Source organism: Microbulbifer maximicatervae (SeqCode), from assembly GCF_056232625.1.
The window spans coordinates 1645555-1668558 of sequence record NZ_CP174324.1 but is presented as its reverse complement, the minus strand read 5'-3'; the positions used below and the strand labels follow the sequence as shown (position 1 = coordinate 1668558).

21 protein-coding genes are annotated in these 23004 nt (G+C 44.8%); 15 read left to right on the top strand and 6 right to left on the bottom strand.

Annotated elements, in window-relative coordinates; translation table 11 throughout:
* Nucleotides 1-147: 147 nt before the first annotated feature.
* The 9 genes from ACJJI6_RS07160 (at nucleotide 148) to gad (ending at nucleotide 11182) form a co-directional block, all read left to right on the top strand.
* On the top strand, nucleotides 148-795 hold the full coding sequence (locus ACJJI6_RS07160) for a YiaD family glycine zipper/OmpA-like lipoprotein (protein WP_413665482.1): 648 nt from the start codon (nucleotides 148-150) through the stop codon (nucleotides 793-795).
* A 2169-nt stretch (nucleotides 796-2964) separates the two neighbouring features.
* The gene (locus tag ACJJI6_RS07155) at nucleotides 2965-3987 is read left to right on the top strand and encodes a GlxA family transcriptional regulator (protein WP_475712954.1); all 1023 of its coding nucleotides are present in this window, start codon (nucleotides 2965-2967) and stop codon (nucleotides 3985-3987) included.
* 150 nt (nucleotides 3988-4137) lie between these two features.
* The gene (locus ACJJI6_RS07150) at nucleotides 4138-5223 is read left to right on the top strand and encodes a PQQ-dependent sugar dehydrogenase (protein WP_475712953.1); all 1086 of its coding nucleotides are present in this window, start codon (nucleotides 4138-4140) and stop codon (nucleotides 5221-5223) included.
* Nucleotides 5224-5422: 199 nt separating this feature from the next.
* Entirely contained in the window at nucleotides 5423-5887 is a 465-nt protein-coding gene (locus ACJJI6_RS07145; RefSeq protein WP_475712952.1) for a netrin-like domain-containing protein, read from the top strand.
* Between the two features lie 309 nt (nucleotides 5888-6196).
* Entirely contained in the window at nucleotides 6197-6763 is a 567-nt protein-coding gene (locus ACJJI6_RS07140) for a hypothetical protein (protein ID WP_444912840.1), read from the top strand.
* Between the two features lie 81 nt (nucleotides 6764-6844).
* Nucleotides 6845-7213: a SpoIIAA family protein gene (locus tag ACJJI6_RS07135; protein WP_413665487.1), complete on the top strand. Its 369-nt coding sequence runs from the start codon at nucleotides 6845-6847 to the stop codon at nucleotides 7211-7213.
* A 36-nt stretch (nucleotides 7214-7249) separates the two neighbouring features.
* The gene (locus ACJJI6_RS07130) at nucleotides 7250-8053 is read left to right on the top strand and encodes a class I SAM-dependent methyltransferase (RefSeq protein ID WP_444905541.1); all 804 of its coding nucleotides are present in this window, start codon (nucleotides 7250-7252) and stop codon (nucleotides 8051-8053) included.
* Between the two features lie 220 nt (nucleotides 8054-8273).
* Nucleotides 8274-9794 (top strand): amino acid permease, encoded by a 1521-nt coding sequence (locus ACJJI6_RS07125; protein WP_475712951.1) that lies wholly within the window; start codon nucleotides 8274-8276, stop codon nucleotides 9792-9794.
* Between the two features lie 14 nt (nucleotides 9795-9808).
* A complete protein-coding gene (gene gad, locus ACJJI6_RS07120) occupies nucleotides 9809-11182 on the top strand; it encodes a glutamate decarboxylase (RefSeq protein WP_475712950.1) in 1374 nt (457 codons plus the stop codon).
* Nucleotides 11183-11235: 53 nt separating this feature from the next.
* Here gad and ACJJI6_RS07115 read toward each other — a convergent pair whose 3' ends face one another.
* Nucleotides 11236-12804 carry a multicopper oxidase family protein gene (locus tag ACJJI6_RS07115; protein ID WP_475712949.1) on the bottom strand — a complete coding sequence of 523 codons (1569 nt, stop codon included), beginning with the start codon at nucleotides 12802-12804 and terminating at the stop codon, nucleotides 11236-11238.
* A 129-nt stretch (nucleotides 12805-12933) separates the two neighbouring features.
* Complete coding sequence (locus ACJJI6_RS07110) at nucleotides 12934-13620, bottom strand: alpha/beta fold hydrolase (RefSeq protein ID WP_444941976.1); 687 nt, start codon at nucleotides 13618-13620, stop codon at nucleotides 12934-12936.
* 369 nt (nucleotides 13621-13989) lie between these two features.
* Between ACJJI6_RS07110 and ACJJI6_RS07105 the strand changes: the two genes are divergently transcribed.
* Nucleotides 13990-15954, top strand: coding sequence for an aconitate hydratase (locus tag ACJJI6_RS07105; RefSeq protein ID WP_475712948.1), 1965 nt, complete (start codon nucleotides 13990-13992; stop codon nucleotides 15952-15954).
* A 111-nt stretch (nucleotides 15955-16065) separates the two neighbouring features.
* On the opposite strand, the gene ACJJI6_RS07100 is transcribed toward ACJJI6_RS07105, so the two are convergent.
* Entirely contained in the window at nucleotides 16066-17079 is a 1014-nt protein-coding gene (locus ACJJI6_RS07100; RefSeq protein WP_475712947.1) for an ELM1/GtrOC1 family putative glycosyltransferase, read from the bottom strand.
* Nucleotides 17080-17727: 648 nt separating this feature from the next.
* On the opposite strand from ACJJI6_RS07100, the gene ACJJI6_RS07095 reads away from it, so the two are divergent.
* Complete coding sequence (locus ACJJI6_RS07095; protein WP_475712946.1) at nucleotides 17728-18477, top strand: sporulation protein; 750 nt, start codon at nucleotides 17728-17730, stop codon at nucleotides 18475-18477.
* 295 nt (nucleotides 18478-18772) lie between these two features.
* On the opposite strand, the gene ACJJI6_RS07090 is transcribed toward ACJJI6_RS07095, so the two are convergent.
* Nucleotides 18773-19132 carry a winged helix-turn-helix transcriptional regulator gene (locus ACJJI6_RS07090; protein ID WP_444927582.1) on the bottom strand — a complete coding sequence of 120 codons (360 nt, stop codon included), beginning with the start codon at nucleotides 19130-19132 and terminating at the stop codon, nucleotides 18773-18775.
* 110 nt (nucleotides 19133-19242) lie between these two features.
* On the opposite strand from ACJJI6_RS07090, the gene ACJJI6_RS07085 reads away from it, so the two are divergent.
* Nucleotides 19243-19653 carry a GFA family protein gene (locus tag ACJJI6_RS07085; RefSeq protein ID WP_444912850.1) on the top strand — a complete coding sequence of 137 codons (411 nt, stop codon included), beginning with the start codon at nucleotides 19243-19245 and terminating at the stop codon, nucleotides 19651-19653.
* Between the two features lie 413 nt (nucleotides 19654-20066).
* Here ACJJI6_RS07085 and ACJJI6_RS07080 read toward each other — a convergent pair whose 3' ends face one another.
* Complete coding sequence (locus ACJJI6_RS07080; protein ID WP_475713442.1) at nucleotides 20067-20339, bottom strand: winged helix-turn-helix transcriptional regulator; 273 nt, start codon at nucleotides 20337-20339, stop codon at nucleotides 20067-20069.
* A gap of 138 nt (nucleotides 20340-20477) precedes the next feature.
* On the opposite strand from ACJJI6_RS07080, the gene ACJJI6_RS07075 reads away from it, so the two are divergent.
* Together ACJJI6_RS07075 and ACJJI6_RS07070 are read left to right on the top strand one after the other, a co-directional pair.
* Nucleotides 20478-20783, top strand: a complete 306-nt coding sequence (locus ACJJI6_RS07075; RefSeq protein WP_475712945.1) for a YciI family protein — start codon at nucleotides 20478-20480, stop codon at nucleotides 20781-20783.
* 380 nt (nucleotides 20784-21163) lie between these two features.
* Nucleotides 21164-21457 (top strand): YciI family protein, encoded by a 294-nt coding sequence (locus tag ACJJI6_RS07070; RefSeq protein ID WP_413665500.1) that lies wholly within the window; start codon nucleotides 21164-21166, stop codon nucleotides 21455-21457.
* 54 nt (nucleotides 21458-21511) lie between these two features.
* Here the strand turns inward: ACJJI6_RS07070 and ACJJI6_RS07065 are convergent, their stop codons facing one another.
* The gene (locus ACJJI6_RS07065) at nucleotides 21512-22246 is read right to left on the bottom strand and encodes an SDR family oxidoreductase (RefSeq protein ID WP_475712944.1); all 735 of its coding nucleotides are present in this window, start codon (nucleotides 22244-22246) and stop codon (nucleotides 21512-21514) included.
* A 108-nt stretch (nucleotides 22247-22354) separates the two neighbouring features.
* Between ACJJI6_RS07065 and ACJJI6_RS07060 the strand changes: the two genes are divergently transcribed.
* Complete coding sequence (locus tag ACJJI6_RS07060) at nucleotides 22355-22957, top strand: TetR/AcrR family transcriptional regulator (RefSeq protein ID WP_475712943.1); 603 nt, start codon at nucleotides 22355-22357, stop codon at nucleotides 22955-22957.
* The last annotated feature ends 47 nt before the right edge of the window (nucleotides 22958-23004 follow it).

Genomic DNA, 23004 nt, shown 5'->3' with positions numbered 1-23004 from the left:
ACTGACAATAAATTCGCTTTAGTCTATGGAAAATTTCATTGGGTTGGTTCAGCCGCCAGTCAGATAGTGTGTTGAACAATACAGAGATTGCACAAGACATGTGTAGCTCAATACCCGTTACTTAAAAATGCGTTAGGAGAGCCAATAATGAAATATTGGGTAGCAGCCCTGGCACTGGGTTCGATGGTTGGTTGTTCCACATTGGACCCTTACACAGGTGAAAGTAAGACCAGTAATGCCGCCAAGGGGGCTGGAATTGGAGCTGTAACTGGAGCGATCGTTGGTGTCGCTACTGCCAGTAAGAAAGACCGTGGTAAGGGAGCCTTGACCGGTGCCCTGGGTGGCGCGGCGATCGGTGGTGGCATTGGTTACTATATGGATCGTCAGGAAATGTTGTTGCGTCAGCGCCTGGAAGGTACCGGCGTACGTGTTGAGCGTGAAGGTGATAATATTCGCCTGATCATGCCAGGTAACATTACCTTCGGTACTAACCGCGCAGATATTCGTACAGACTTCTATGACACTCTGGAATCGGTCACTGTTGTATTGCAGGAGTTTGATAAAACTGCAATTCGAGTCAGCGGCCATACCGATAGCACTGGTTCAGATGTGTACAACCAGAGCTTGAGCGAACAGCGTGCTAATTCCGTTGCTGGCTTCTTCAGCGGTCAGGGCGTTTCTGCAGGTCGTGTACAGGCTGTAGGTTACGGTGAGCGTTATCCTATTGCCAGCAATGACTCTGAAGCTGGGCGTCAGGCCAATCGCCGAGTTGAGTTGGAACTACTGCCTTTATAACGATCAGGTCAGATAATTTCTACCTTTAGTCGTTCTTTTGTTGATAGTGCCCAGATTGTTCGGTTTGGGCACTACACCCCTTCATAAATTCCCTTTATTATTCTGCTCAATTTCTTAACTATTCCCTTAATCCGCTATTTGTTTGTCCCTGCAAAGAGTTTCCGGCTTTGATCCCTGGTTACTCAGCGGATGACGTATTGAGAGATAGCTTTCTCACTTATCCTCTTGCCATCTTCAGAATCTTTTCCGAACTGTTTTTGTAGTTGCCGCTCAAACCATTCTATTTAGATCAAGGCTCATCTTTGGATTTCCGTGTTGTCTTGTTTTCAGACTTATATAAATCTAACGACCCTAAGATTTAGCATTAGTTTGATTCTAGTAGATTTTTAGAAAATTTTTTTTTGAGCCAAACGATAGTGGTTGTCAGTTCTTTGATGTCTCAGTTTGTTCGACTGCTAAAAATTAGACGTGCCAACATTTTTATAGAGATTTTTTGCCAATCATATTTTCTATCTATGAAAAATTGATTTTGTGGCCATGTATGCAGAGATGGATTTGCTTGCTTTTTGATTTTTAGAGCATTGGCCGTCAAGTAAGCAGGAAAGTCCGAAAATTAAGTTGTCTAGGGTTGGGTTGGCGCTAATAATAATTTCTTAGTTTTATTATTTTCTGGATTTGTACTTTATGTGATTTATATTTTTGACCAGCTTTTTATGTTGGTACACCTGTGCAAGTTGAGGTGGTGTGAGTCGTAAGTTTTTATTGTTTTTTCTGTCGCGGATATTTTTAGGTGTTTAGTTGGTGGAATCAGTTTTGATTAGTACCCCCCAGGCAAAGGATCGCATAAATACTTCTAATTCGAAGGGTGTAGCGCCAGATTTTAGGGTTGTGTTAATAGTGGAGGTTGTTCCTTCCCTCATTCGCCACTTCGATTGGTAATTTAGTTGTTGGATGGATGGATGGATGGATGGATGTTTGTGTCTGTCTCGTCGGAGAATTAATTCGACACATTGAGGTGGGTAAAGAATTCCATAAGTATTGTTTTTCATGGTTTCACTGCTGTAAATGGCTGATCTATGCGCTGCAGAAATATAATAATGGTGATTGTGAACCTGGCTGGTTTTAAGAGGCGATAAAGTAAAATTTTGCAGGAAGCTTGTCCTTTTGGTTGGAAATGATGAGTCTTAAGATGTGGGCCTGTGATGATCGTCAAGCTTCATTACTTAAATGTTTTGTGAGATTCATATTGGGGCTGAGGGCTTCAAGCTCTTTTCATGAAGGTCTATGTCATTTTCAGTTCTTCACTAAAAGATTTTATCCATAAGATGGAAAGGCTATCTCGATAACTTTTGGTTGGTAATTAATAAGGGGTAGCGGTGATCTTGGCAGAAGGTGTTGGCTAAAAGTAGGTTCTGAGAAGAGTACACAATGAGTTCTTAACTTAAAGCCTTGACTCTCCTCTTAAGGGAAGAGTTTAGAATTTTAGTGGCTCAGGTAAAGATAGGGGTCTCACTTAACATGCGGTAGATGTAGTAGCTGCGCCTAATTGCTGAATCGATCGTAAAGCTATTGATTGAGTGGTTGGATGTTAGAGTTGGTAAATAGTTCTTGGCTTTAGTGTTTTATTGCAATTTTATTACATTTAAATTTTTCTAGTAGGTTTTTGTTCTTTTTTTGTTTGTGATTTGGAGTTTTTTTAATTTTGGGTGATTTCTTTACACCCAGGCCCGGTCTGTGGGGTGGGGTGGAAAAATTGAGGCAGTGTTGTGGGTCCTTAATTGGCATTTTATTTAGATGTGTCAAAAAAACAGTCTTCAATCATTTGCTGGTGTGCATGCAAAAGACGCCAAAATTTTTAGGGTGGAAAATACTATTTATCGTTGTGTAAGTGAAATAATTATTGGTTCATCTGTACCAATTGAGGTTGTTAGTTTTATTGGTACAGCTTGTTAGTACAAGTGGGATGAAATTTGATCAGTTAAAAGGCCCCAAATTTTGGGTGACTGGTTATTCTTTAAGGTAATATCAATATCACTTTACAGAATATGCAAGGTTAGTACATCCTAACGCAAAGTCACTTAATTCCATCGAGTTATTTTGCCTTTTTACGCCAAGTTAGATTTGCGAGAAAACATAAAGAACCCTTCTGGGTTGATAAGTTAGTTGTAGGTGTTTGCCGTGAAAAGTAGTCTTCTATCGTCATACCAGGGCCTTAAAGAAAGTAAAAAGAGAACGATATCGATCATTATTTGCTCTGGTGCCCAGTGCCTGGATATCACAGGTCCAGCTGAGGTGTTTACGTTTGCTAATAAACAAATGGCCGATTTTGGGTACGGCGAAGATCAGCTGTATAAAATTGAATTTTTGGCTGCAAGCAAGGAGCCGAGGCAAGTAACTACTGGCCTGAAAGTACATCCAGATAAATGTTTCTACGAGGCTGATTCCATCCATACTCTTTTAGTTGGTGGTGGTACTGCGAAAAGTTGCCTTGACTTAACGGATGACAGTCAGTTTCTTGAGTGGTTGAAAGTTAAGGCAAAGGAAGTTGAGAGGATAGGGGTTAGCGGAAGTGGCACATTGGTACTTGCTAAGGCTGGAGTTTTATCAGGACATCGGGCTACAACCCATGAAAAATACATCGGTGATCTAAAAAAATATAAAGATATTGAAGTAGATGACAAAGCGATTTTTGTGAGAGATAAGAAAATCTACAGTTCTGTAGGGCGAAGTGCAGGGATAGACTTGGCCTTGGCTATGGTTGAGGAGGACTTCGGTCGAAAACTGGCCCTTTTAGTTGCTCGGGAAATGATTTTATACCTGAAGCGTGATGGTGATCAGAGTCAGTACAGTAGTTATTTACAGGCACAATTAAAAAATAATAGGTTCTCCCCGTTGTTGGAATGGATAAACCTAAACTTAGAGCAGTCTCTCAGTGTTGATTTTTTGGCCAAAAAACAAGCAATGAGCCCCCGAAATTTTTCTCGCTGCTTCACAAGCGAGATAGGTGTAACTCCGGCTCGGTATTTGGAGCAGGTTAGAGTTGAGAAGGCCTGTCAGTTAATCTTGGAGGCAGGGATTAGTCAGGATGTAGTGGCAACCCAGTGTGGCTTTTCGTCGCAGGAACAAATGAGAAGGGCGTTTCTCCGGCAGAAAGGTATTCTTCCCAGTAAATACCGCAAACAGTTCGCTTGAAAATACTGGATTTCGTTGATTTTTGGCTTATCTTCGACATGGGGGGCGGCTTTTCAGGGTTTAAGCATGAATGCTCATGTATGTCTGAACCTCTGAGTTGATCAACATCTTCACTTTTAGTTAATATTTATATTTTGCAAGAATATAAATATGAAATACTTACTTTTGACCAGTTTGCTATTTGCAGCTTCTGCAAGTGCTGAGATAGACCTTGATTACCTCAAGGTACCCGAGGGCTTTAAGCTCAGCTACTTTGCAGAAGATGTTGAGACGGCTCGTCAATTGGCACTTTCTGAGTCGGGTACAGTATTTTCTGGTTCTTTCAGCGCGAAAAAAGTTTATGCTTTCAAGGACACAGATAATGATGGTGTAGCTGATCAGCGTTGGCTATTGATGGATGATTTAAAAGCGCCGACAGGTATTGCCTATAAAAATGGCGATTTATATGTGGCTGATGTCAATAAGATTATTCGCTTCCCCCAGATTGATAAAAATCTTGACAAACCGAAGTCTGAGGTTGTTTACGATCAGTTTCCAGCGGACAGGCATCATGGTTGGAAATTTTTGCGTTTTGATAGTGAAGGGCAGCTAATAGTGCCTGTCGGCGCACCTTGTAATATCTGTGATGCCAACGAAAATTACTCAAAAATATTTTCGCTGGACTTGCAATCTAAGAAAACAAAAGTGATTGCAAATGGGGTGAGAAACTCCGTTGGCTTTGATTTTCATCCGCAAACCAATGAATTGTGGTTTTCAGACAATGGTCGGGACATGATGGGTGATGATATCCCACCCTGTGAAATCAATAAGGTAAGCTTTGCAGGAGAGCATTTTGGCTATCCTTATTTCCACGGTGACGATATTGCAGATCCGGAATTTGGTCAGGGTAAGAAGGCCGCTGATTATTCCAAGCCGGTATTAAATTTAGATGCCCATGTGGCGCCTCTTGGAATTCACTTTTATCGCGGTGGGCAGTTTCCCAAGGAATACCAACAGAACTTGTTGGTTGCTGAGCACGGGTCCTGGAATCGAAGCAAAAAATCAGGTTACCGAGTAATGATGGCGACAGTTAAAGATGGTGAGGTCACGGATTACAAGCCGCTGGTCACTGGTTTTATGCGGGATGAAACCACCTATGGGCGCCCTGTTGCATTTTTAGAAATGCCTGATGGCAGCGTATTAATTTCTGATGATTTTGCCCATAAAATCTATCGCTTAACCTATGCCGGTATTTAAATGGCCGATTTTATAGCTATCAGGGCTGCTCATTGAGCAGCCCGCTTGGTTATCTACTGTATTGATTTTCACGCTAGAGGAATTTCTGCCAAATTTCCTCACCTCTTAGCTATCCTTCAGACTCTGTAAAAAAGAATAAGCCGATCCTAACTACTTGTGCTATGTCTACTGCGATAAGAGCATAAGTAAGGAGAGGGTTGTGACGCAAAAAATATCCTGTGAGACATTTTCCAAAATCGTGAGTGTTATTTTATATCTCCTAGTGAGTAGCACGGCGCATGCGGCTGAGGACCTAGCTTCGGCATCTACTGCTCATTTGGAATTACGTTTTGCCCAAGCTGAGGTTGTGGCGCAAGTAGAAATTATTGATGTTCACAGGGATGTGGATAGCGCACTGTCTGAGGAGGGAATTACAGCCATATCAGGCTATATCTACTCTGCCGTTCCCAGCCAGGTTTGGAAGGGGCCAATGGGTGGAGAGATCACCTTCCGCCTGGGATTTGAATCCTGCGATTTAAAGCTGGAGCAAGGTGAAAACTATCTGATTTTTGCGAATTTGGATAGCTACGGAAGGTTACACCTGAGGAGTTGTGAGGCGGTTATTGCTGAGTCAGACGCCACCGCGATACTTGCACAACTTAATAAGTTTATTAAACAGGGCTAATAAGTTGCTTTCTTGCAGACCTGTTAGAACTATCAGTTGTAACTGGTTCTTTCTTTACAGCAATCCAACCTGCTACGAAGTGGCTCTCCCCCTTGAAGAACCCCAAAGGAGGGTTATTCTTATCAGTATTGGCGCGACCTTCTTTTACAGGCGCTGCATCTCATTAAGTTGCGCACCGTTGTAAACAGGCTGGAGTGTCAGGGTTTGGGATTGTTATCGAGAAAGTACACCGACCAGCACTGTGTAACCGGCTCGATTTTAACGATTAATGTCTTCTTTTGAGTTTGCCTGGGGTCGAGAGGTCCAGATATGAAGAAGTTACTGATTCCCCTGATCATTTTATTACTGATCATCGGTTATTTTATGTCGCGCAGCGGCGAGCATAAGGCTAAAGAAGCCTATAATTCGATGGAGCAGGAGCAGAAGAGTGAACAGATGAGGGGATCCTCTACCCCCTCTAGTGGAGGAAGTAGCGGCGGCTCAATGGCCCCAGCAGATACCTCGGATTCCCCTGATGGTATGGGCAATCCCGATTCCCAAATGCCCCAGGACTCTGACTCAACCGATCCCGCCCCTCCGGGGTCTTCAGATAACGGGGGCTCACCTGACGCTACTATGTCTGGGTCAGACAATATGGGTGCAGATGGCAACATGAGCCCGGATGCTAATGATTCTAGCGCCATGCCAGACGCGAGCAATAACTCGGGCGGCGACCTAAATCAGCAAGCGGATAAAGTCGTAGATGATGCTACGAAGGAAGCCAATGATGCTGTAGAGGGAGCGACTAACGATATGGATGCCTCTGCCGATGGCACTGAAACAGATACAGAGGCAGATACCGGTCAGGATGAGGGAATGGAAAGTAATGATAACTGACCAATAATAATGACTCAGCTACATCGAGCTAAGCGAAAAGCAGGGCCGCACAGAAGTGTGGCCCTGCCGCATTCTCAAAATATGATTGAGCATATCTGGCATCAGGGTGATCGAATACTCGAGGTTAGACCAGTTGGGAAGTTAACCGTTGAGGACTTCCAGTTGCTAGCCGCGCAAGTTGATCCGATCATCAGCAAGCGGGGACGTATAGAAGGGTTGCTAGTCAATGCGGGGGATTTCGCTGGCTGGGAGAGCTTCGTCGCAATGATCTCTCATTTTCGCTTTATTCGAGAGCATCAACGGCATATCCGCCGGATAGCCGTGGTTACCGATAATCCTATCCTCCGCTTTATGCCCAACCTTGCCTGTCACTTCATCAGTGCTGAGGTGCGTCCTTTTCCTGAAGAGGAGTCCGCTCAAGCTCTGGAATGGTTACAAAAACCGGGTTAGCATCGCCTCCCTTTTTCAATGTTACCTGGAGGGCAGGTGAGTCCATCGTTGGCTATTGTCGCTGCGGCGCCAGAATATGTTTCCGCAGCGGAAGAACTATCCGCTCAGTTAGATTACCCCCTCCTTGGAGCTATTTCTCCTGCTGATGTGGTCGACTTTCCCCAGGTGTTGTGTCTCGGAGAGCAACTGCAGTTATGTGCAACCGGGCGTAAAGCAGCCGGGCCAGTATGGGTGGATTTTGTTGCTGGAACACTTGCTCATCGCCGCAAGTATGGTGGCGGTAAAGCTCAACCGGTAGCAAAAGCTGTTGGTCTGCGTTCTGGCTTCCATCCCAAAGTCCTCGATGCTACCGCTGGTTTGGGTAGAGATGCCTTTGTTCTGGCGGCGCTGGGATGTGAGGTGCAGATGCTGGAGCGCAACCCGGTTGTTTTCCAATTGCTGAAAGATGGAATACGCCGGCTGCGACAGGCGTCTATCGGGGATGCTGAGTTGGCTGCAATTTCTGAGCGAATGAGCTTGGTGGATTGCTGTACGGCGGCGTCAGAGTGGCTCGCGCTGCAATCGGAGGAATCCATCCCTGTTATTTATCTGGATCCGATGTTCCCTGCGCGAGGGAAAGCTGCCAAGGTCAAAAAGGAAATGGCTGCCTTCCATCATTTGGTTGGGACTGATGAGGATGCGGATAGCTTATTGAGCCCTGCCTTGGCGGCCTGCTACTACCGCACAGTAGTTAAGCGCCCTAAGCTTGCCCCCTATTTGGCTGATATGAAGCCCAACCTTTCCTTGGAGGGGAAATCCGGCCGCTTCGATATCTACACCAAACATGGGGTTCCAGGCTAACTGCCACATACCGCTGCCCTAGCCGATTTCTCCTTGGGTGAAAGATGGTGTGGGCACCGACTTGCTATGAATTCTATGTTTCCATAAGTCCGTTGCTAAAAGGGCGGCTTATGCCTTGGTAGCGGCACCTCTGTTATCCCATCTATCCCGCAGACTCCCACGATAGGCTTTGCTTCTTTGTACTGCCGCAAAAATATTGCACTCCAGGGAGGTCCCATCAGTGCGACCAAAAGGGAGCAGTGAATCGAGCACCCCGGATATTGCCAACAGAAAGATGTTTTCTGTGGCTGCTCTCGGGCTCCTAACTGCCGCAACGGTCGTTACCAGCTTGCGCACCCTGCCGATGATGGCGCAGGAAGAACTGACGATGTTTTTCTATATCGGCTTTGCGGCATTGCTGTTCTTGATTCCTGCAGGGCTCGTGTCGGCAGAACTTGGCAGCGCCTTTTCAGAGCGCACTGGGGGTGTCTATACCTGGGTTGGTGAGGCCTTCACCCCGAAGGTGGGTTTTGTCGCTATATGGTTGCAATGGATCGAGTGCATTGTTTGGTATCCCACGGAGTTGGGTTTTGCCGCTGCGGCGGTGGCTTATGCGGTGGGCGATAATACCATCGCCCAGAATACCTACTATATCGGTGGGTTTTGTATTCTTGCCTATTTGCTAGCGACACTGATTGCCCTTACCGGAACCCGCTTTCTGGTAAAAGTGGCACAGTTTGGATTTCTGGTGGGTATCGTATTTCCCTGCTTGATTTTGATTGTCCTGGCTGTTTGGTGGGTGGTGAGTGGTAATCCTATTGGCTGGGAGACCTTGACCGACCCGGAAGTAGCAGTGCGTCGGGATGGTTATGATCACCCGCGCTGGTTTCCCCATATTAACGGTTTGGGGGCTATTGCTTTTCTCGGGGGTATTTTACTTGCCTTTGCTGGGGTGGAAGCACAGGCCACGCATGTGTCGGAACTACGTGATACCCGTCGAGGATATCCAGCTGTAATCGCCATCGCCGCCGTTATTTCCATCCTGGTGTTCACTCTCGGCGCACTCTCTATTGCTGCAATTTTGCCCTATAAAGAGATATCTGTAGAAACTGGCTTATTTACAGCTTACGAAAGAGCTTTTGGGCAGCTACTTGGGATTCAATGGCCCGTGCAAGCACTTTCCTGGCTAATTGGCTATGGTGCACTAAGTGGTGCCTTGGCATGGTTGGCTGGCCCCAGTCGAGGGCTACTGGCTACGGCCCAGGATGGGATGTTGCCGCCCTGGTTTCAGCGAGAAAACCGGGTGGGTGTACAAAAAAATATTCTCCTCGCACAGTTTGTAGTGGTAGCGGCAATCTCGTCCATTTATATTTTAATGGATAATGTATCTACAGCTTTTGTTTTAATTTCAGTGATGGCTATTAGCTTATATATCATTATGTACATAATGATGTTTGCTGCGGTTATTCGATTGCGGATCACGCAACCAGACTTACCTAGAAGTTTTCGTATCCCGGGAGGGCTGCCAGGGGTTTGTATTGTTGCCGGAATAGGCTTAATTTCCGTTGTTTTTGCCTTGGTAGTTTCATTTTTCCCGCCAGAACAGCTCACGATAAAAAATCCTGTAACTTATGTTGCTCTCAACCTGGGTGGAATTGCTATAGCGATCACCGTTCCCTTGTTAATTTTCTATTTTCACAATCCCTCCTGGCGGGGGGAGGGTGGCCATCAACAGCAGTCATTTTCTGATATTGATGAGTGAGCCGGAGGCAGGTAGTGAAAGAGCAATCTCCATTTGATAGGTTCTTTGACGAATACAATGAAGATATTCCAGAAAAGCACTTTCCCCGGTGTAGTATTTCAGCAGAGGCTGCCGAGGCTATCGTAACCAGTGAAACCTGGGCTGACGCAAAGCCTGCGATGAACTTATCTTCGTTTGTCACAACTTTTACTGAGTCAGAAGCATTTGAGGTCGCTAAGAAACATTATCTGAAGAACTATATTGATCACGACATGTATCCACAGCTGTTTGCGATGGAAGCGCGAATGATTCGCTGGTTACACAACCTCTGGAATGGACCTGAGGGAGTAGAGCCATACGGCGCAGCGACCATAGGCTCGTCAGAGGCCTGCATGTTGGCTGGTTTGGCGCACAAGTGGAATTGGCGTAAGAAGAGGCAGCAAGCCGGCAAAGACGGCTCAAAACCTAACCTGGTTACCGGAGCCAATGTGCAGATCGTTTGGGACAAATTTATGCGCTACTTTGATGTGGAGCCGCGCATAGCACCGTTAAAGCCTGGTCATTACCGCTTTACCAGTGAACATCTGGATGAGTTGGTCGATGAGAATACCATCGCTGTTGTCGCTATCGCCGGGCAAACCTTTACCGGTGAGGATGATGCATTTAGGGCGATTCAAAACTGGTTGGATAAGTATGAAGAGAGAACAGGAAACGATATCCCTATGCATATTGATGGGGCGTCGGGAGGATTTGTTAATCCATTTCTCTATCCGAATTACAAATGGGATTTTCGTTTGCCAAGAGTGAAATCTATCAATGCCTCCGGGCACAAGTTTGGCTTGGTGCCGCCGGGATTGGGGTGGATAATTTTTCGTGAAAGAGCAGTTTTTGATGAAGACTTGATGTTCTATGTTAATTACCTGGGTGGGGAGATGCCTACAGCCACATTGAACTTCAGCCGAAATGCATCGCCGGTTGCCTACCAGTATTACAACTTTATACGTCTAGGCTATGAGGGTTACAGGCAGATTATGCAGCATACCTTGGAAAATGCGCAGACTCTTCGTCAACTTCTGGTGGCCAGTGGGTACTTTGAAATAATGAATAAAACCCAGAGAATCCCGGTTGTTGCCATGACCCTGAATAAAAAATATAAGAATTTTAATGAATATGATATATCCAATAAAGTACGTGAGCGGGGATGGGTTCTTTCTGCCTATTCGATGCCGCCAAACGCTCAGTCTGTAAACTCTCTGAGAATTGTTGTTCGCCCTCATCTCAATCAGAATGCAATCAGTGGCCTTGCTAAGGATATTATCCATGCTTGCGATTGGCTGAGTAAGCATTGTGGCAATGCAACTCCGCCCAAGTTGCATGACCCGCAAAAAGTGGCCCCCAGTAAGTGTTAATTCTTAAAGGACTTTAACGATCCTTGCATTCAATGACTGGGTAGATAAGCGGGCTATTTTGGAATCTCAGAGGCATCTTTGACAACTCTAACATGCTGCATCATGCCCCCATCCTCATGATAAAGTAAGTGGCAATGCAGAGGATACTTTCCGGTAAAATCCGTGAAACGAGTACGGAATTTGACATGTCCATGGGGCGGTACTTGAAAGGTGTCGCACCAAAACGGTAGTTTGAGTGTGTGGTGCATGGGGTCTTCTCCAACCACCTCGATAACATAATACGGATTAACATGAATATGGATTGGGTGGGGGAATTCACTTTCATTAACCAAGGTCCACTCCTCTACTGCATCAAGCTCTACGTAATGATTAACCACTTCACACCCTTCGAATGGTGAATGGTCAATACTGACATTCAGCCCGCGATAATATTTTTGGGGGTCATCAAGCGTGTTGGCCTGGAAAGTGAGTCGACGTGTATTGGTGATCTCATCATCTGTAATAGGTTTCAGTAAGTCCACTTTAAAACTGCTGGGGAAGGGTGGGGGTGCACATCGGGCGGGTGGTTTGCTGGGGGCATAGATTGCCGTTCCGATTTCCTCCCCCTGGGCAATGGCGATAACAAAAAGTGGACTGTTGTTATGGTACTTATAATGCGGCATTTGTTGGAACTCAATCGCATTATTGTAAATGTAAAAATGAGCTCCCGGAGTGGCGGCTTCACTGATTTTTAAGAAAAGGGAGGCTCGATTAGCGGGGCCCAGGCTTACTCCGTCTTGTAGGCGGTAGTCATCAGTAGGGTTTCCATCAAACCCGTAGATATACATTTGCGCGAACCAAGGGCAATCGATATCTATCGATGTCCTGGTGGTAGCATTGAGAAGTCTCAGATTGAGAAGCTCACCCACCGTTGCATGAATGATAGGGCAGTATTGTCCGTTAACGGTAATACAGTATTCACTATCTGGGAACTTAGCGACCTGGTGTTGATCCTCTACTTTTCCGTGCTCATCTACGGCAATATTCTGGAAGACAAGAATATGTTCCTTAACTCCCATTGCCTCAAGTTCATCGTCAAATTCATCTCTTACGATTAGGGCACCTGCCATCCCGCTGCCGACTTGTATAGCGACAGAGCCGTGCTTATGGGGGTGGTACCAGTAGAGTCCTGGGGGTTGGTCCTTGGGAATGTCGTATTCGTAGGTATAACTTTCCCCTGGTTTGATCTTCATGCAGACATTGTCGGCCGGAGATTCTGGGGAGACGTGGAGCCCGTGAGTATGTAAGTTGTAGGTATTGAACTCATGGGGGAAGTTTATTGTAGCGGGTGTATTGAGGGGGTCTTCCTCTGGCAGCAGGTTGTTTGTCTGGATAGTAAGGTGGCTATCAGCGCGAATTTCAATGGTAGGGCCTGTCAGTGTGAAACCTGCTTCTTGAGTGATTGATGATGAAAATACACGGGTCCAGGTTGGTGTGTCATGGGTTTTGTAAAAACTGAAAATGTTATTCTTTTCGTACTGTACATCAAGTTTAAGTTCTAGTTTTCTATTTTCTTTATCCATTGAGTAAGCGGGTGGATTTTTTATTGGTTCTAGAAAGGAAATATGCTCTCTATTGCTCACTGTTAACTCCGAGGACTTTGTGGGAAGCGAGATTGGTAAGAGGTACTTTATGAACGAATATCAGTTTAGATTCTAAGGCGAGATTATTTGTGGAATTTCTCGCCATATAATCGTTAATTGAGAGGTAAGTTAGGGTGGCAATAATCCTTCTGCAAAATTCATAATAATTCTCGCGACTTTGTTGGGGTGTGCCTGAGCAATAAAGTGCCCACCTGGAATATCAATGACATTGAGGTTGATGTATATCGCAGATATATCGATGACAGCTTTTTTACTTACAAGTCGATCTCTATCCGGGCGGATATAGACGGCAGGGATTTCCAATTTTTGGGATGGTTTGGAGATAGAGGCGATATTATGAAGCCTTTGCTTTAGTTTGCCTCTGTTGGTATTTAGTAGGGCGTTATAGGTGCTGTCAATGAGTATGTCACTGCCTTTGCCATTGAAACCAAAGAAATTTAGTGTGATTTTGGTTAAAGATGGGCAGTCTATAAGCGAAATTGGAGCTAGTTGTGCTGCCTTGGATAGCAGCGAAGGAGAGCTTATAAAGCTAGCTATAAAGGTAATGCCTAAAATTTTCTCGGGAGCTAAAAGGGATAGCTCATATGCAACTCTTCCTGAATAGGATTCAGCGATAATGTAAGTCTTCTCATTGAGATAGCTCTTGGCGATTGATTGAGCTTGAGCCAGGTAACTATCCCCTGGGAGCTTGGAAAGGCAGATAGTTTCGGTTGTCCATTGTTTTGGTAGTGCCTTAATCAAACCTGAAAACAGTGTTCCTGTTCCATCAAGTCCTGGTAGAAGTAAAACTTTCAATTCCGAATATCCTGCTGGAATTTCCTATTAATTGAATATTAACATGCTTATGTTGAGTACTTCTCTATATATGACATTCAGCCAGGGTAATTCTTCTTGATGATTGTACGGGACAAGCAATCTGGTAGTGCCGAAAGGTGAAGTTTTCTATCGTATGAGGCGGTTTGAGTTGCTGTGAAGGCTGTTGGGTGTGCATGTTTTAGATAAAAATAGTTTCTTTGATTTAAGCCTCTAAATATATTTAATTATTCTAGTGGATATTTATTTATACTAATACGTTATTTCTAGTTATGTCGATAACGAAAACGGAATTGCTAGGCCAATAAGTTGTCTAAGTGAATAAGTATTAGAGTTCGTTAGTGTAACTTAATGACAGGCCTAAACGTAGCTAGAAAGTTAATTGAAAGTCATTTGGTCAAAGGGAATATGGCTCCCCAAAGTGTTATCGAGCTTAAAATTGACCAAGTCCTCAGTGAGGATGCCACCGGCACGTTAGTGATGTTGGAGCTTGAAGCTTTGGGGGCGAGGCAGGTGAAAGCAGAAATATGCGCTCAGTATGTGGATCACAATGTATTGAGGGCAGACCACAAGAATGGTGATGACCATGTATTCCTGCAAAGTTCCTGTCGAAACTACGGGATATGGTACTCGCGACCCGGAAATGGTATTAGCCATCCTGTCCACATGGCTTGTTTTGGTATCCCCGGTAAAACCCTTTTGGGTGGGGATAGCCACTCATGTGCTGCGGGCTCGTTAGGTATGTTAGGAATAGGAGCCGGAGGAATTGAGGTTGCGCTCGCAATGATGGGATTTCCGCTTTCTCTGGTAATGCCAACTATTTTGGGGGTGCGTTTAGAGGGGGAGCTACAGCCATGGGTAAGCGCTAAAGATGTTATTTTGGAGCTTGTACGTAGATATACATTGAGAGGTTGCTGGAACAAGATCGTTGAATATCACGGCCCTGGATTGGCAAACCTTACAGCAATGGATCGTCACGTAATCGCCAATATGGGGCAGGAAATGGGGGCCGTAACAAGTGTCTTTCCAGCTGATGATCAAGTGAGGCTTTTCTTGCGGCAGCAGTCGCGCGAGAGCGACTTTGTCGAGCTGCTTGCCGATAAGGATGCAACCTATGATGAGGTTGCAACTTTAGATCTATCGAAAATTGAACCAATGATCGCTTGCCCCTCGCGGCCGGATAAGGTTGTTAAAGTTCGTGAAGTTGAAGGTAGGCCAGTTTCTCAGAGCTATATCGGTTCTTCGGCTAACCCTGGGTTGCGTGATTTTTCTATTCCCGCCCGGATGGTAAATGGTCTCTTTGTACCGCACGAGGTTTCTTTAGATATTAATCCCGCGTCGCGCCAACTACTTCATGAGCTGACTCATAGTGGTGACCTTGAAAAACTACTTGGTGCAGGGGCTTACTTGCATGAAACCGGCTGTGGTGGCTGTATCGGTATGGGGCAAGCCCCAGCTAGCGGGCACAATAGTCTTAGAACTGTGCCGAGAAACTTCCCTGGGCGTTCGGGAACTAAAGAAGATAGCGTCTATTTATGCAGCCCAGAGACTGCGACGGCCAGCGCCCTGAAAGGAAAAATAACTGACCCCAGAAATTTAGACATGGATTATCCGGTATTTGAAGAGCCTGAACATCTAATGGATATGCGGTCACTATTGGAGCCACCGCAGGAAATACCAGTGAAAGTTGAGGTTAGAAAGGGCCCCAACATCAAGCCTTTGCCAGTTCTGGAAAAAATGTTAAGTGTGATCGAAGGCCCTGCTCTTTTAAAGCTGGAGGATAATGTTTCAACCGATGATATTATTCCCGGAGGTGCGGATGCTTTGCCTTATTGGTCAAATGTCCCAGAGTTAAGCCGCTTTGCTTTTTCAAATGTAGATGAATCTTTTTATCAGCGGGCTTTGAGCACCGAGGAGGATATATTTCTTATTGCTGGCAACAGTTTAGGTCATGGGTCGAGCCGGGAGCATGCCTCAATTACTCTGCGATACCTGGGAGTGCGCTGCGTCATAGCCAAAAGTGTAGCTGGACTCTATCGCAAGAATCTTATTGACCACGGAATTCTCATTTTAACATTTTGTAATCCAAGCGATTTTGACGCCTTTAGTAAAGATGATCAACTTCAATTTTATGATCTCTCAAGCTGTACAGGGGGTAACAAGATACTAGAGCTGAGAAATGTGACAAAAGGTATTAAGATTTGGTTGGAAAATGATCTTTCCCAAGAGGAAATTGAAATAATTAAATTTGGAGGCCGCATCAACTATATTAAGGGGTTGTTGAGAAGGTCTCTGGAAGATATGGGCTCATTTTAACAGTGTATTGGATATTGTGGGGTTGGCTCTCCACTAAAGGTTTTTATATCAATAGATCTTTGTGTTGAAGTCTCTGTCGTTATGATGGTCAATTTAAGGGGGTGAAATCGCTCACCTACCATTGCTACTGATGTCAAGCGCAGAGACAATTTCATCGTATCTTGCTTTAGAATGGTATCCATAATCTAAGTTGAAATCTTTTGATAGGGAATCATTAAAGGTCTTGGCCAGTTCGAAAATCTCCATCCTCTTAATATAAGTTTCACTGTAAAGTCTATTAATGAGAGTTTTGTGGGCTCCGTAGATGTTATTCTCTTGGGGAACTAAAGTATATATAGGTTTAGATAGGGCAAGGGCCTCAGAAATCATTGATGAACTGTCTTCGGTTATAAAGACAGCTTCACTTGCACCGAGTATTTCTTCGAGGCTGGCGTTGGGGGCCTCATAATCTAGCAAGTTAAAGCATGTATCAAATGGCATGCTGCTTTCAATTAGCTCAGCCACAAATTTAGGGGTTCTTCTTGAGGTGCTAATTAGCCATGAAATATTTTGAGAGGTCGCTATTTTTTTTAGCTCTTCTATCAAGTCTGTGTAATCTTTCCGTGTGTATTTATAGCCGCTTCCATTGCCTCCGATAAGTAAAGTATAAAAGGGTTTGTGGTGTTTCTTCTTTAAGTTGTCGCCCAATGCATTGCATAAATTTACATCTATGCGGCTAAACGGAAGGTATTGCCTTGATTTCTTAATATCCTCTTTGGTAGATAGGGTTAGAGAGAAATCGGTTTTCCTGAAGCTGTAAATATTTCCTATGGCAATATTCATGCATTGTATTTTTTGGGTTAGTGCAACGTTCGCAGCAACGCTATTTCCACCAAAGGAAATAATTATATCTGGTTTTCTTTTGAAGGAGGGGTTTCTGTGAAAGAGCATGATAAATTTGTGTGCGTTTCTGGCGAGATGCCTGGTCAATAGTCTTATTGGTTTGTTTAGGGCCTTTAAAACTGGTTTACTGGTGGTGATTTCATAAGAGTAATTGCCCTTGGAGTGGCGGGAGAGTAGATGGTATAGCCCCAGCGAAGGACTGAGATGGCCCGGTTTTCCATCGTAAATTATTAAAATGTGCATAACCCTGCTTAATGGTTTGAGAAATGTTTCTAGGGGGTTTTAAGTGAATAGAAGTACCCTAAATTGATTATTCTCAATTTTCTGTAGATGGATTTTCTATACGTAGTTGTTGAGATTGAGCACCTCAATCTGAAGGCTTAAGTCCACAGGCAACCTTTGGTTTGTTATCGACTTCTGGTGCTACGGATAATGGTCTCGCCCTTGCAGCATGATGTAGGTATGAGAGGGTGTGATTTTGAAATTATCACTGATCATACTTTTACTTCTTCGGTATAAATAGGACTCAGATACTATGGTACTGCTGGAATTTCCTTAACAACAGTTAGGATTTTGCCGATATTCCAACGAAAAATGACACATTTAGAAAAAGTAAGTGACCTTATTCAAGCATTGAATTTTTTACTTTTGGGGGAAATATGTAATAAAAATATCTCTTTTTAATCAGGCAAGCTCTCCCTGAGCCTGATAGAGGTAGGTATGGGGGTTATCAATTATTTATGTAGAAGTTCAATATATAAATGAACTTATTGGGCCTGGTATTACCTAAATTGGATTTATGTTAATGTTGGACTCTATTTATTGGGCTAAGAAATAGGTTGAAGTCCATATTTTAAGGCCAGGTTGTTTGGTTAGGTGAGTACCCCAAGTATGTCTATGTTTCAAAAACTCAAAGCGTCAATAGGTATTGGTGCAGCTAAAGTTGATACAGTACTACAAAACTCTGAGCAAGTTCAGGGTGGAATCATTGAAGGGGCTATCCATATCATTGGTGGTGATATCGACCAGCAGGTGGATGCTATAAGTTTAAAGCTCTGCACCGAGATCAAGGTGGAGACCGATGAAGGGGTAAGCCATGAGCGTTTTGTACTGAATGAATTACAGGTACAGGACCCTTTCACTATTGGCGCTGGAGAGAGCCTGGAAGTTCCTTTTCAGTTGGCGTTGCATGAAGAGACGCCAGTTACTGTTTTAAACACCCGTAAAAATAAAAGCTATGTATGGCTGGAAACCTCCCTGGATATTGATTTTGCGCTGGATCCGAAAGACAGGGATTCCTTGCGGATAAGACCTTTACCTGTTGTAGAGAAGGTACTTTCCATGATCGAGGAAAGTGGCTTTAAAATGGTAAAAGCGGATGTTGAAAAGGGGCATTTGCGTGGAAGCAATTTTGTCTCCCGGTCTGGTTGCTACCAGGAGATAGAGTTTAAAAGTAGTGGCTTATTGACTTCAAAAGAGATTGAACTCTCCTTTATCGTTGAAGGTGAGCAGGTGCACTGTTTGGCAGAAGTTGATCGAAGATTTGGCCTGCGGGGCGATGAATATCATTCGTTTTCATTAGCGCATGATGCGAGTGATAATGAGGTTGTCGCAGCGGTTCAGTCTATTTTGTCTCTATAGTTGAGCTGATCCATAGAGTCTGGCGGCACTGAGCTGCCGGGCCCTTAGGGGCAAAAGTGTTCAAGTAAAATAGTATACTCTTAGTATCAACTGCCGCCAGGTTCGTTAGTGATTCAGGAGGGTTTCTTAATGAGATTGGGGGGGGAGCATAACAGGCAGAGTCAATATCATAAGCTTCTGGCCATTTATGGAGAGCAATTTCGGAGTAAAAATGCATAAAAGTTGCTGTTATTGCTAAATTTTCAGCTTAGCTTGGTCCTGCGGAATTGTTGCGCTTCTGGCCCGAATCAAAAGGTTAGGTTTCCATAAACCACTTCGGGGGAATCCATGAGCCTTCAAAATATGTATTTCCCCATTTGGCGATTGCCTGAAGAATCGGTAAGACATCCTTGCCTTTCTGTGTTAGCAGGTACTTATATCGCTTAGGCTTTGATTGATATTGTTCCCTCACCAACATTCCCTCTGCTTCTAGCATTTTTAATCTTTCTGCGAGTCTATTGGTTGGTATTTTCTCTGGTGAGTCAGCTAGCTCGCTATAGGTCTCTTTACCACACAATAAGTCTCTTAGAATAACTAATGTCCATTTATCGCCGAATACGTCCAGTCCGTTCACGATAGGGCATCCCGAACGTAAAAATTGATTATCAGGACTCATGCTCACTCTCGTACTGCCAGAAAATGAAATACTAGCCTAGTTGCTTGCGAAGTTGAAGTTATTGATTTAGGCTAAGGTTACTTCAACTTCGCAAGTAACAGGAGAAATTTATGTCCAAAATATCTGGAGAATGCCTGTGCGGTTATATTAGTTATTCTTGCTCCGAAGAGCCGGTAATGGCGGGTCATTGCCAATGTACAGATTGTCAGAAAATTAGTGGGGCTGGACACATCGCTAACATTGCTATTCCTCGCGGAAGCTTAGCCATTAGTGGCGATCTTGCATTTCATGAGAAGCAGACAGATAGCGGCAATACAGTAAGGAGAGGTTTTTGCCCTCGCTGCGGTTCGCATATTTATGCGGAAAATAGCGGTATGCCGCAGTTTGAATTTATCCGCGCTGGAAGTCTTCATGACCTGGAGCAATTCAACCCGACAATGGTGGTATATGCTGGTAGTGGTGCATCTTGGGACTATATGGACCCGGAATTACAAAAATTTGAAAAAATGCCAGAAATGTGACCTTAACAATCAAAAGTAGGGGATGCAGCGCATAGCTGTTTTTGGGTTAAGGAAACTTCTGAAAATCACATTTCTCTCAATTTATCTCCCTGTAATCCCCGTGACTCGCTGCTTACGGGCACAAAAAGGTAACTCATAAGAGTGCCCTTAAGAGCAGTGGTTTGTTGACTTCTAAAGAGATTGAACCCTCCTTTACCCTTGATGGTGAGCAGGTGCATTGTTTGGCCGAATTATTCGTAGATTTGATTTGCGCGGCGATAAATATTATTCGTTTTCGCTAGCGTATGATGCGAGTGATAATGAGACTGCCCCATCGGTTTAGTCCATTTTTTCGCGATAGTTGACCTGCCTCCAAGAACCCAGCGGCATCTAGGCTGCAAGGCTCTTGGGTTTTGGCTTTTACAGAGTGTCTATTAGGCCTTGAGGGATTCCTCCCAGTTATTAGCCCATTCCCTCAGCGGATCAAGGGTTTCCATTAACGAAACTCCCAGATTTGTCAGTTGATATCCATTCGTACACTTATTAATCAATTTAGCTTCGCTCAATTGTTTGATTCTTGTATTTAGTACCGAAGGGGACATGGCATCACACTGGGCTTGGAGCTCCCTGAAGCTCCGGGGTGTGTTCCTCAGTTCCCACAGTATTCTCATATTCCATTTTCGCCCGAGCAGATCGAATACAGCCATAATGGCTATGCCGCTAGTCGAGCCTCTGACAGTTTTTTTCGGTAGAGGAGTTGCCATGGTTCTTGCGCTTCTAAATTAGTAGCGTTACAGTTGCTACGAAATCAGTAGCAATCTTATAGTGTTTTTAGAGAAGAGGGAATGGGTGTGTTTTTAGTGGATATGCATTTTAAGGATATGAAAAAGCTAACCCCAGAACTGACTGCGGAGCATAGGCTTTATCTGGAAGGAGAGTATAAGTCTGGAAGTTTGCTCTTTGGAGGAAGGAAAAATCCCAGGACTGGAGGGATTATTGCTTCTCGTCACAACAGTGAAGAAGCATTGCGGAGAGTGCTTGATGAGGACCCTTTTATAAAAAGTGGAGTGGCAGTTTATTCGCTAACCGAATTTGAGCCTGTTATGGCCTCTGAACAGTTTTTACACCTTCTAAAGATGAGTTCGCATTAACAGTCTTAAGAGTGAGCTCAAAGAGGGAGTGCCATCTCATTAATCCCCAAATGTTTTGAGGGGAGTTTGGTATGTGGCTTTGAGGGGGACACCATAGCCTGGAAGGCAGATGAAGCTCTTCAGGCCACATGTAACTTGATTAATCTGAAGTATCGTCTATTTAGCACTATTGCCTAAAGAAAGGTACTTGATGGCACCATTAAATTAAATGGTGCCCGATCATCAATCTCCGATGGTTTCCATTTAAGCTACTACTTGGGGATTATCCTCTATCGCCAAGGTGGAAAGATTTGCTATCTATTAGATTGGTGGAGGCTATTTCTGCAAGCTTAAAGTGGTGTAAAGAGTTGATATATAGCCCCTAAGGAGGGGGAGATGTTATGTTTTTAGTGAACTTGAATTTCCCGGATCTTAAAAAACTGACCCCAGAGTTAATGGCGGAGCATGTGAGCTACCTGGAGGGGCACTATAAATCGGGAGACCTGCTTTTTGGGGGAGCGAAAGAGCCTAGAACTGGCGCGATAATTATTTCACGTCACCCCTCTGAGGAGGTGCTGAGAAAGGTTCTGGAAGAAGACCCTTTTACAAAACATGGGGCGTCGACTTTTACGATCACTGAGTTTGTACCCGTTATGGCTTCAGAGGAATTTTCCAGCCTCTTGAAAGAACCCTAGACCGGGTTCCTTCGAGGCTTGTGTTACTTCTTACTCAGACAATCTTCGGCCGTGTTATTCGCTAAGGTCTGCGGTGATCACCGAATCAGAGAAGCTCTGATAAGCGGCTTCAAAAGTCTGCGACATGGCATCCGGGAAGAGGTGAAAATCCCCATTTTTTAGCGCGCCAACAATTTCCTCAGCCACTGCACTGGGGGATTCTCCGTCCTCCAGCCCAGCCTGTTTGGCCATATCTGTTTTGATGGGGCCGGGGTGAACACTCAATACTTTTACGCCTCGCTCCTGAAGCGTTTCTCGAAGTGCCTGGGTAATTGCGTAGCTGGCGGCTTTGGATGCGGAGTAGGTGCTAACGTGTGGGAAGGTACGCAAGGATACGACCGAATTCATTTGTACCAGGGCGCCCTTGCTCTTTTCCAAATGGGGGGTGAATGCCTTGGCTACACGGACAAGCCCAAAGGTATTCACTTCCAGTTCCTGCTTAAGGGAGTCCTCTACATGGTCGCTAAGCGGGTCTGCAGGCGCAAGTACCCCGGCATTGTTCACCAGAATATCCAATTCCTGAATCGCCTTTGCCGCCGCCCCTACACTTTGGGCTTTTGCCACATCGAGTTCCAATGTGATTACTTTGTCGCCATATTTTTCTGTCAGTTCTGTCGTTGTCTCCGGGTTGCGCACGGCCAGATAGACTTTTTTTGCGCCACCGTCGAGAAAGCGCTCAACAATTGCCTTGCCAATTCCGCGATTCGCTCCAGTTACAAGGGCAGTTTTTCCTTCGATTGAAATGCTCAATTCTGTTCTCCTGTGAAGGGTTGATCAATACTGTACCGATCGGTAAGGTTTGAGCTAAGTCTTACCGATCGGTACAATATTGTCAAAACAATTTTTGGGAGATTGCCAATGGCGGGACGCAAGCCGGAGTTTGATAAGGCGCATGCGCTGGAATCAGCAACGAAAGTCTTTTGGAAAAAGGGCTATGTGGGCGCCTCAATGGCCGACCTGACCAAGGTTATGGGGATTAATAAGCCCAGTCTGTATTCTTCCTTTGGTAATAAAGAGAAACTGTTTGTTCTTTCATTGGGGCAATACTTGGATAGATATGCCAAAGATCGTATGCAGTTCCTGACGGAAGAGGGAGTGCCGTTACGGCAGCGATTGCATAGTTATTTGCTGGCTACCGTTAAAGGACAGGCCGGGGAGGGAACCCCGAGGGGTTGTTATCTGGCGTTTGGATTATCGGAAACTGCCGGTGATGCTTTGCCTTCTGATGCCATTGACGCTTTAAAAGCTGCTGACGCAGAAGCGGTAAAGCAACTGGTTGACTTGTTTCGTTTTGATAAAGAGTCCCAGGCTATAGGGCTGGATCGGCGTGCCGAGGAGTGCGCTATATACCTGATTACCTTGTTGCATGGCACAGCATCGGTATTGCGATCCGGGCGAGAACTCAAGGAGGTGGAGCCCTCTTTGGAGTTTGCGCTCAATGGATTGGGGCTGGAGGCGTGATGGAAGTGGAAATTTAGACCTCTGAGTATTCAGAGGTCTAAATTGAG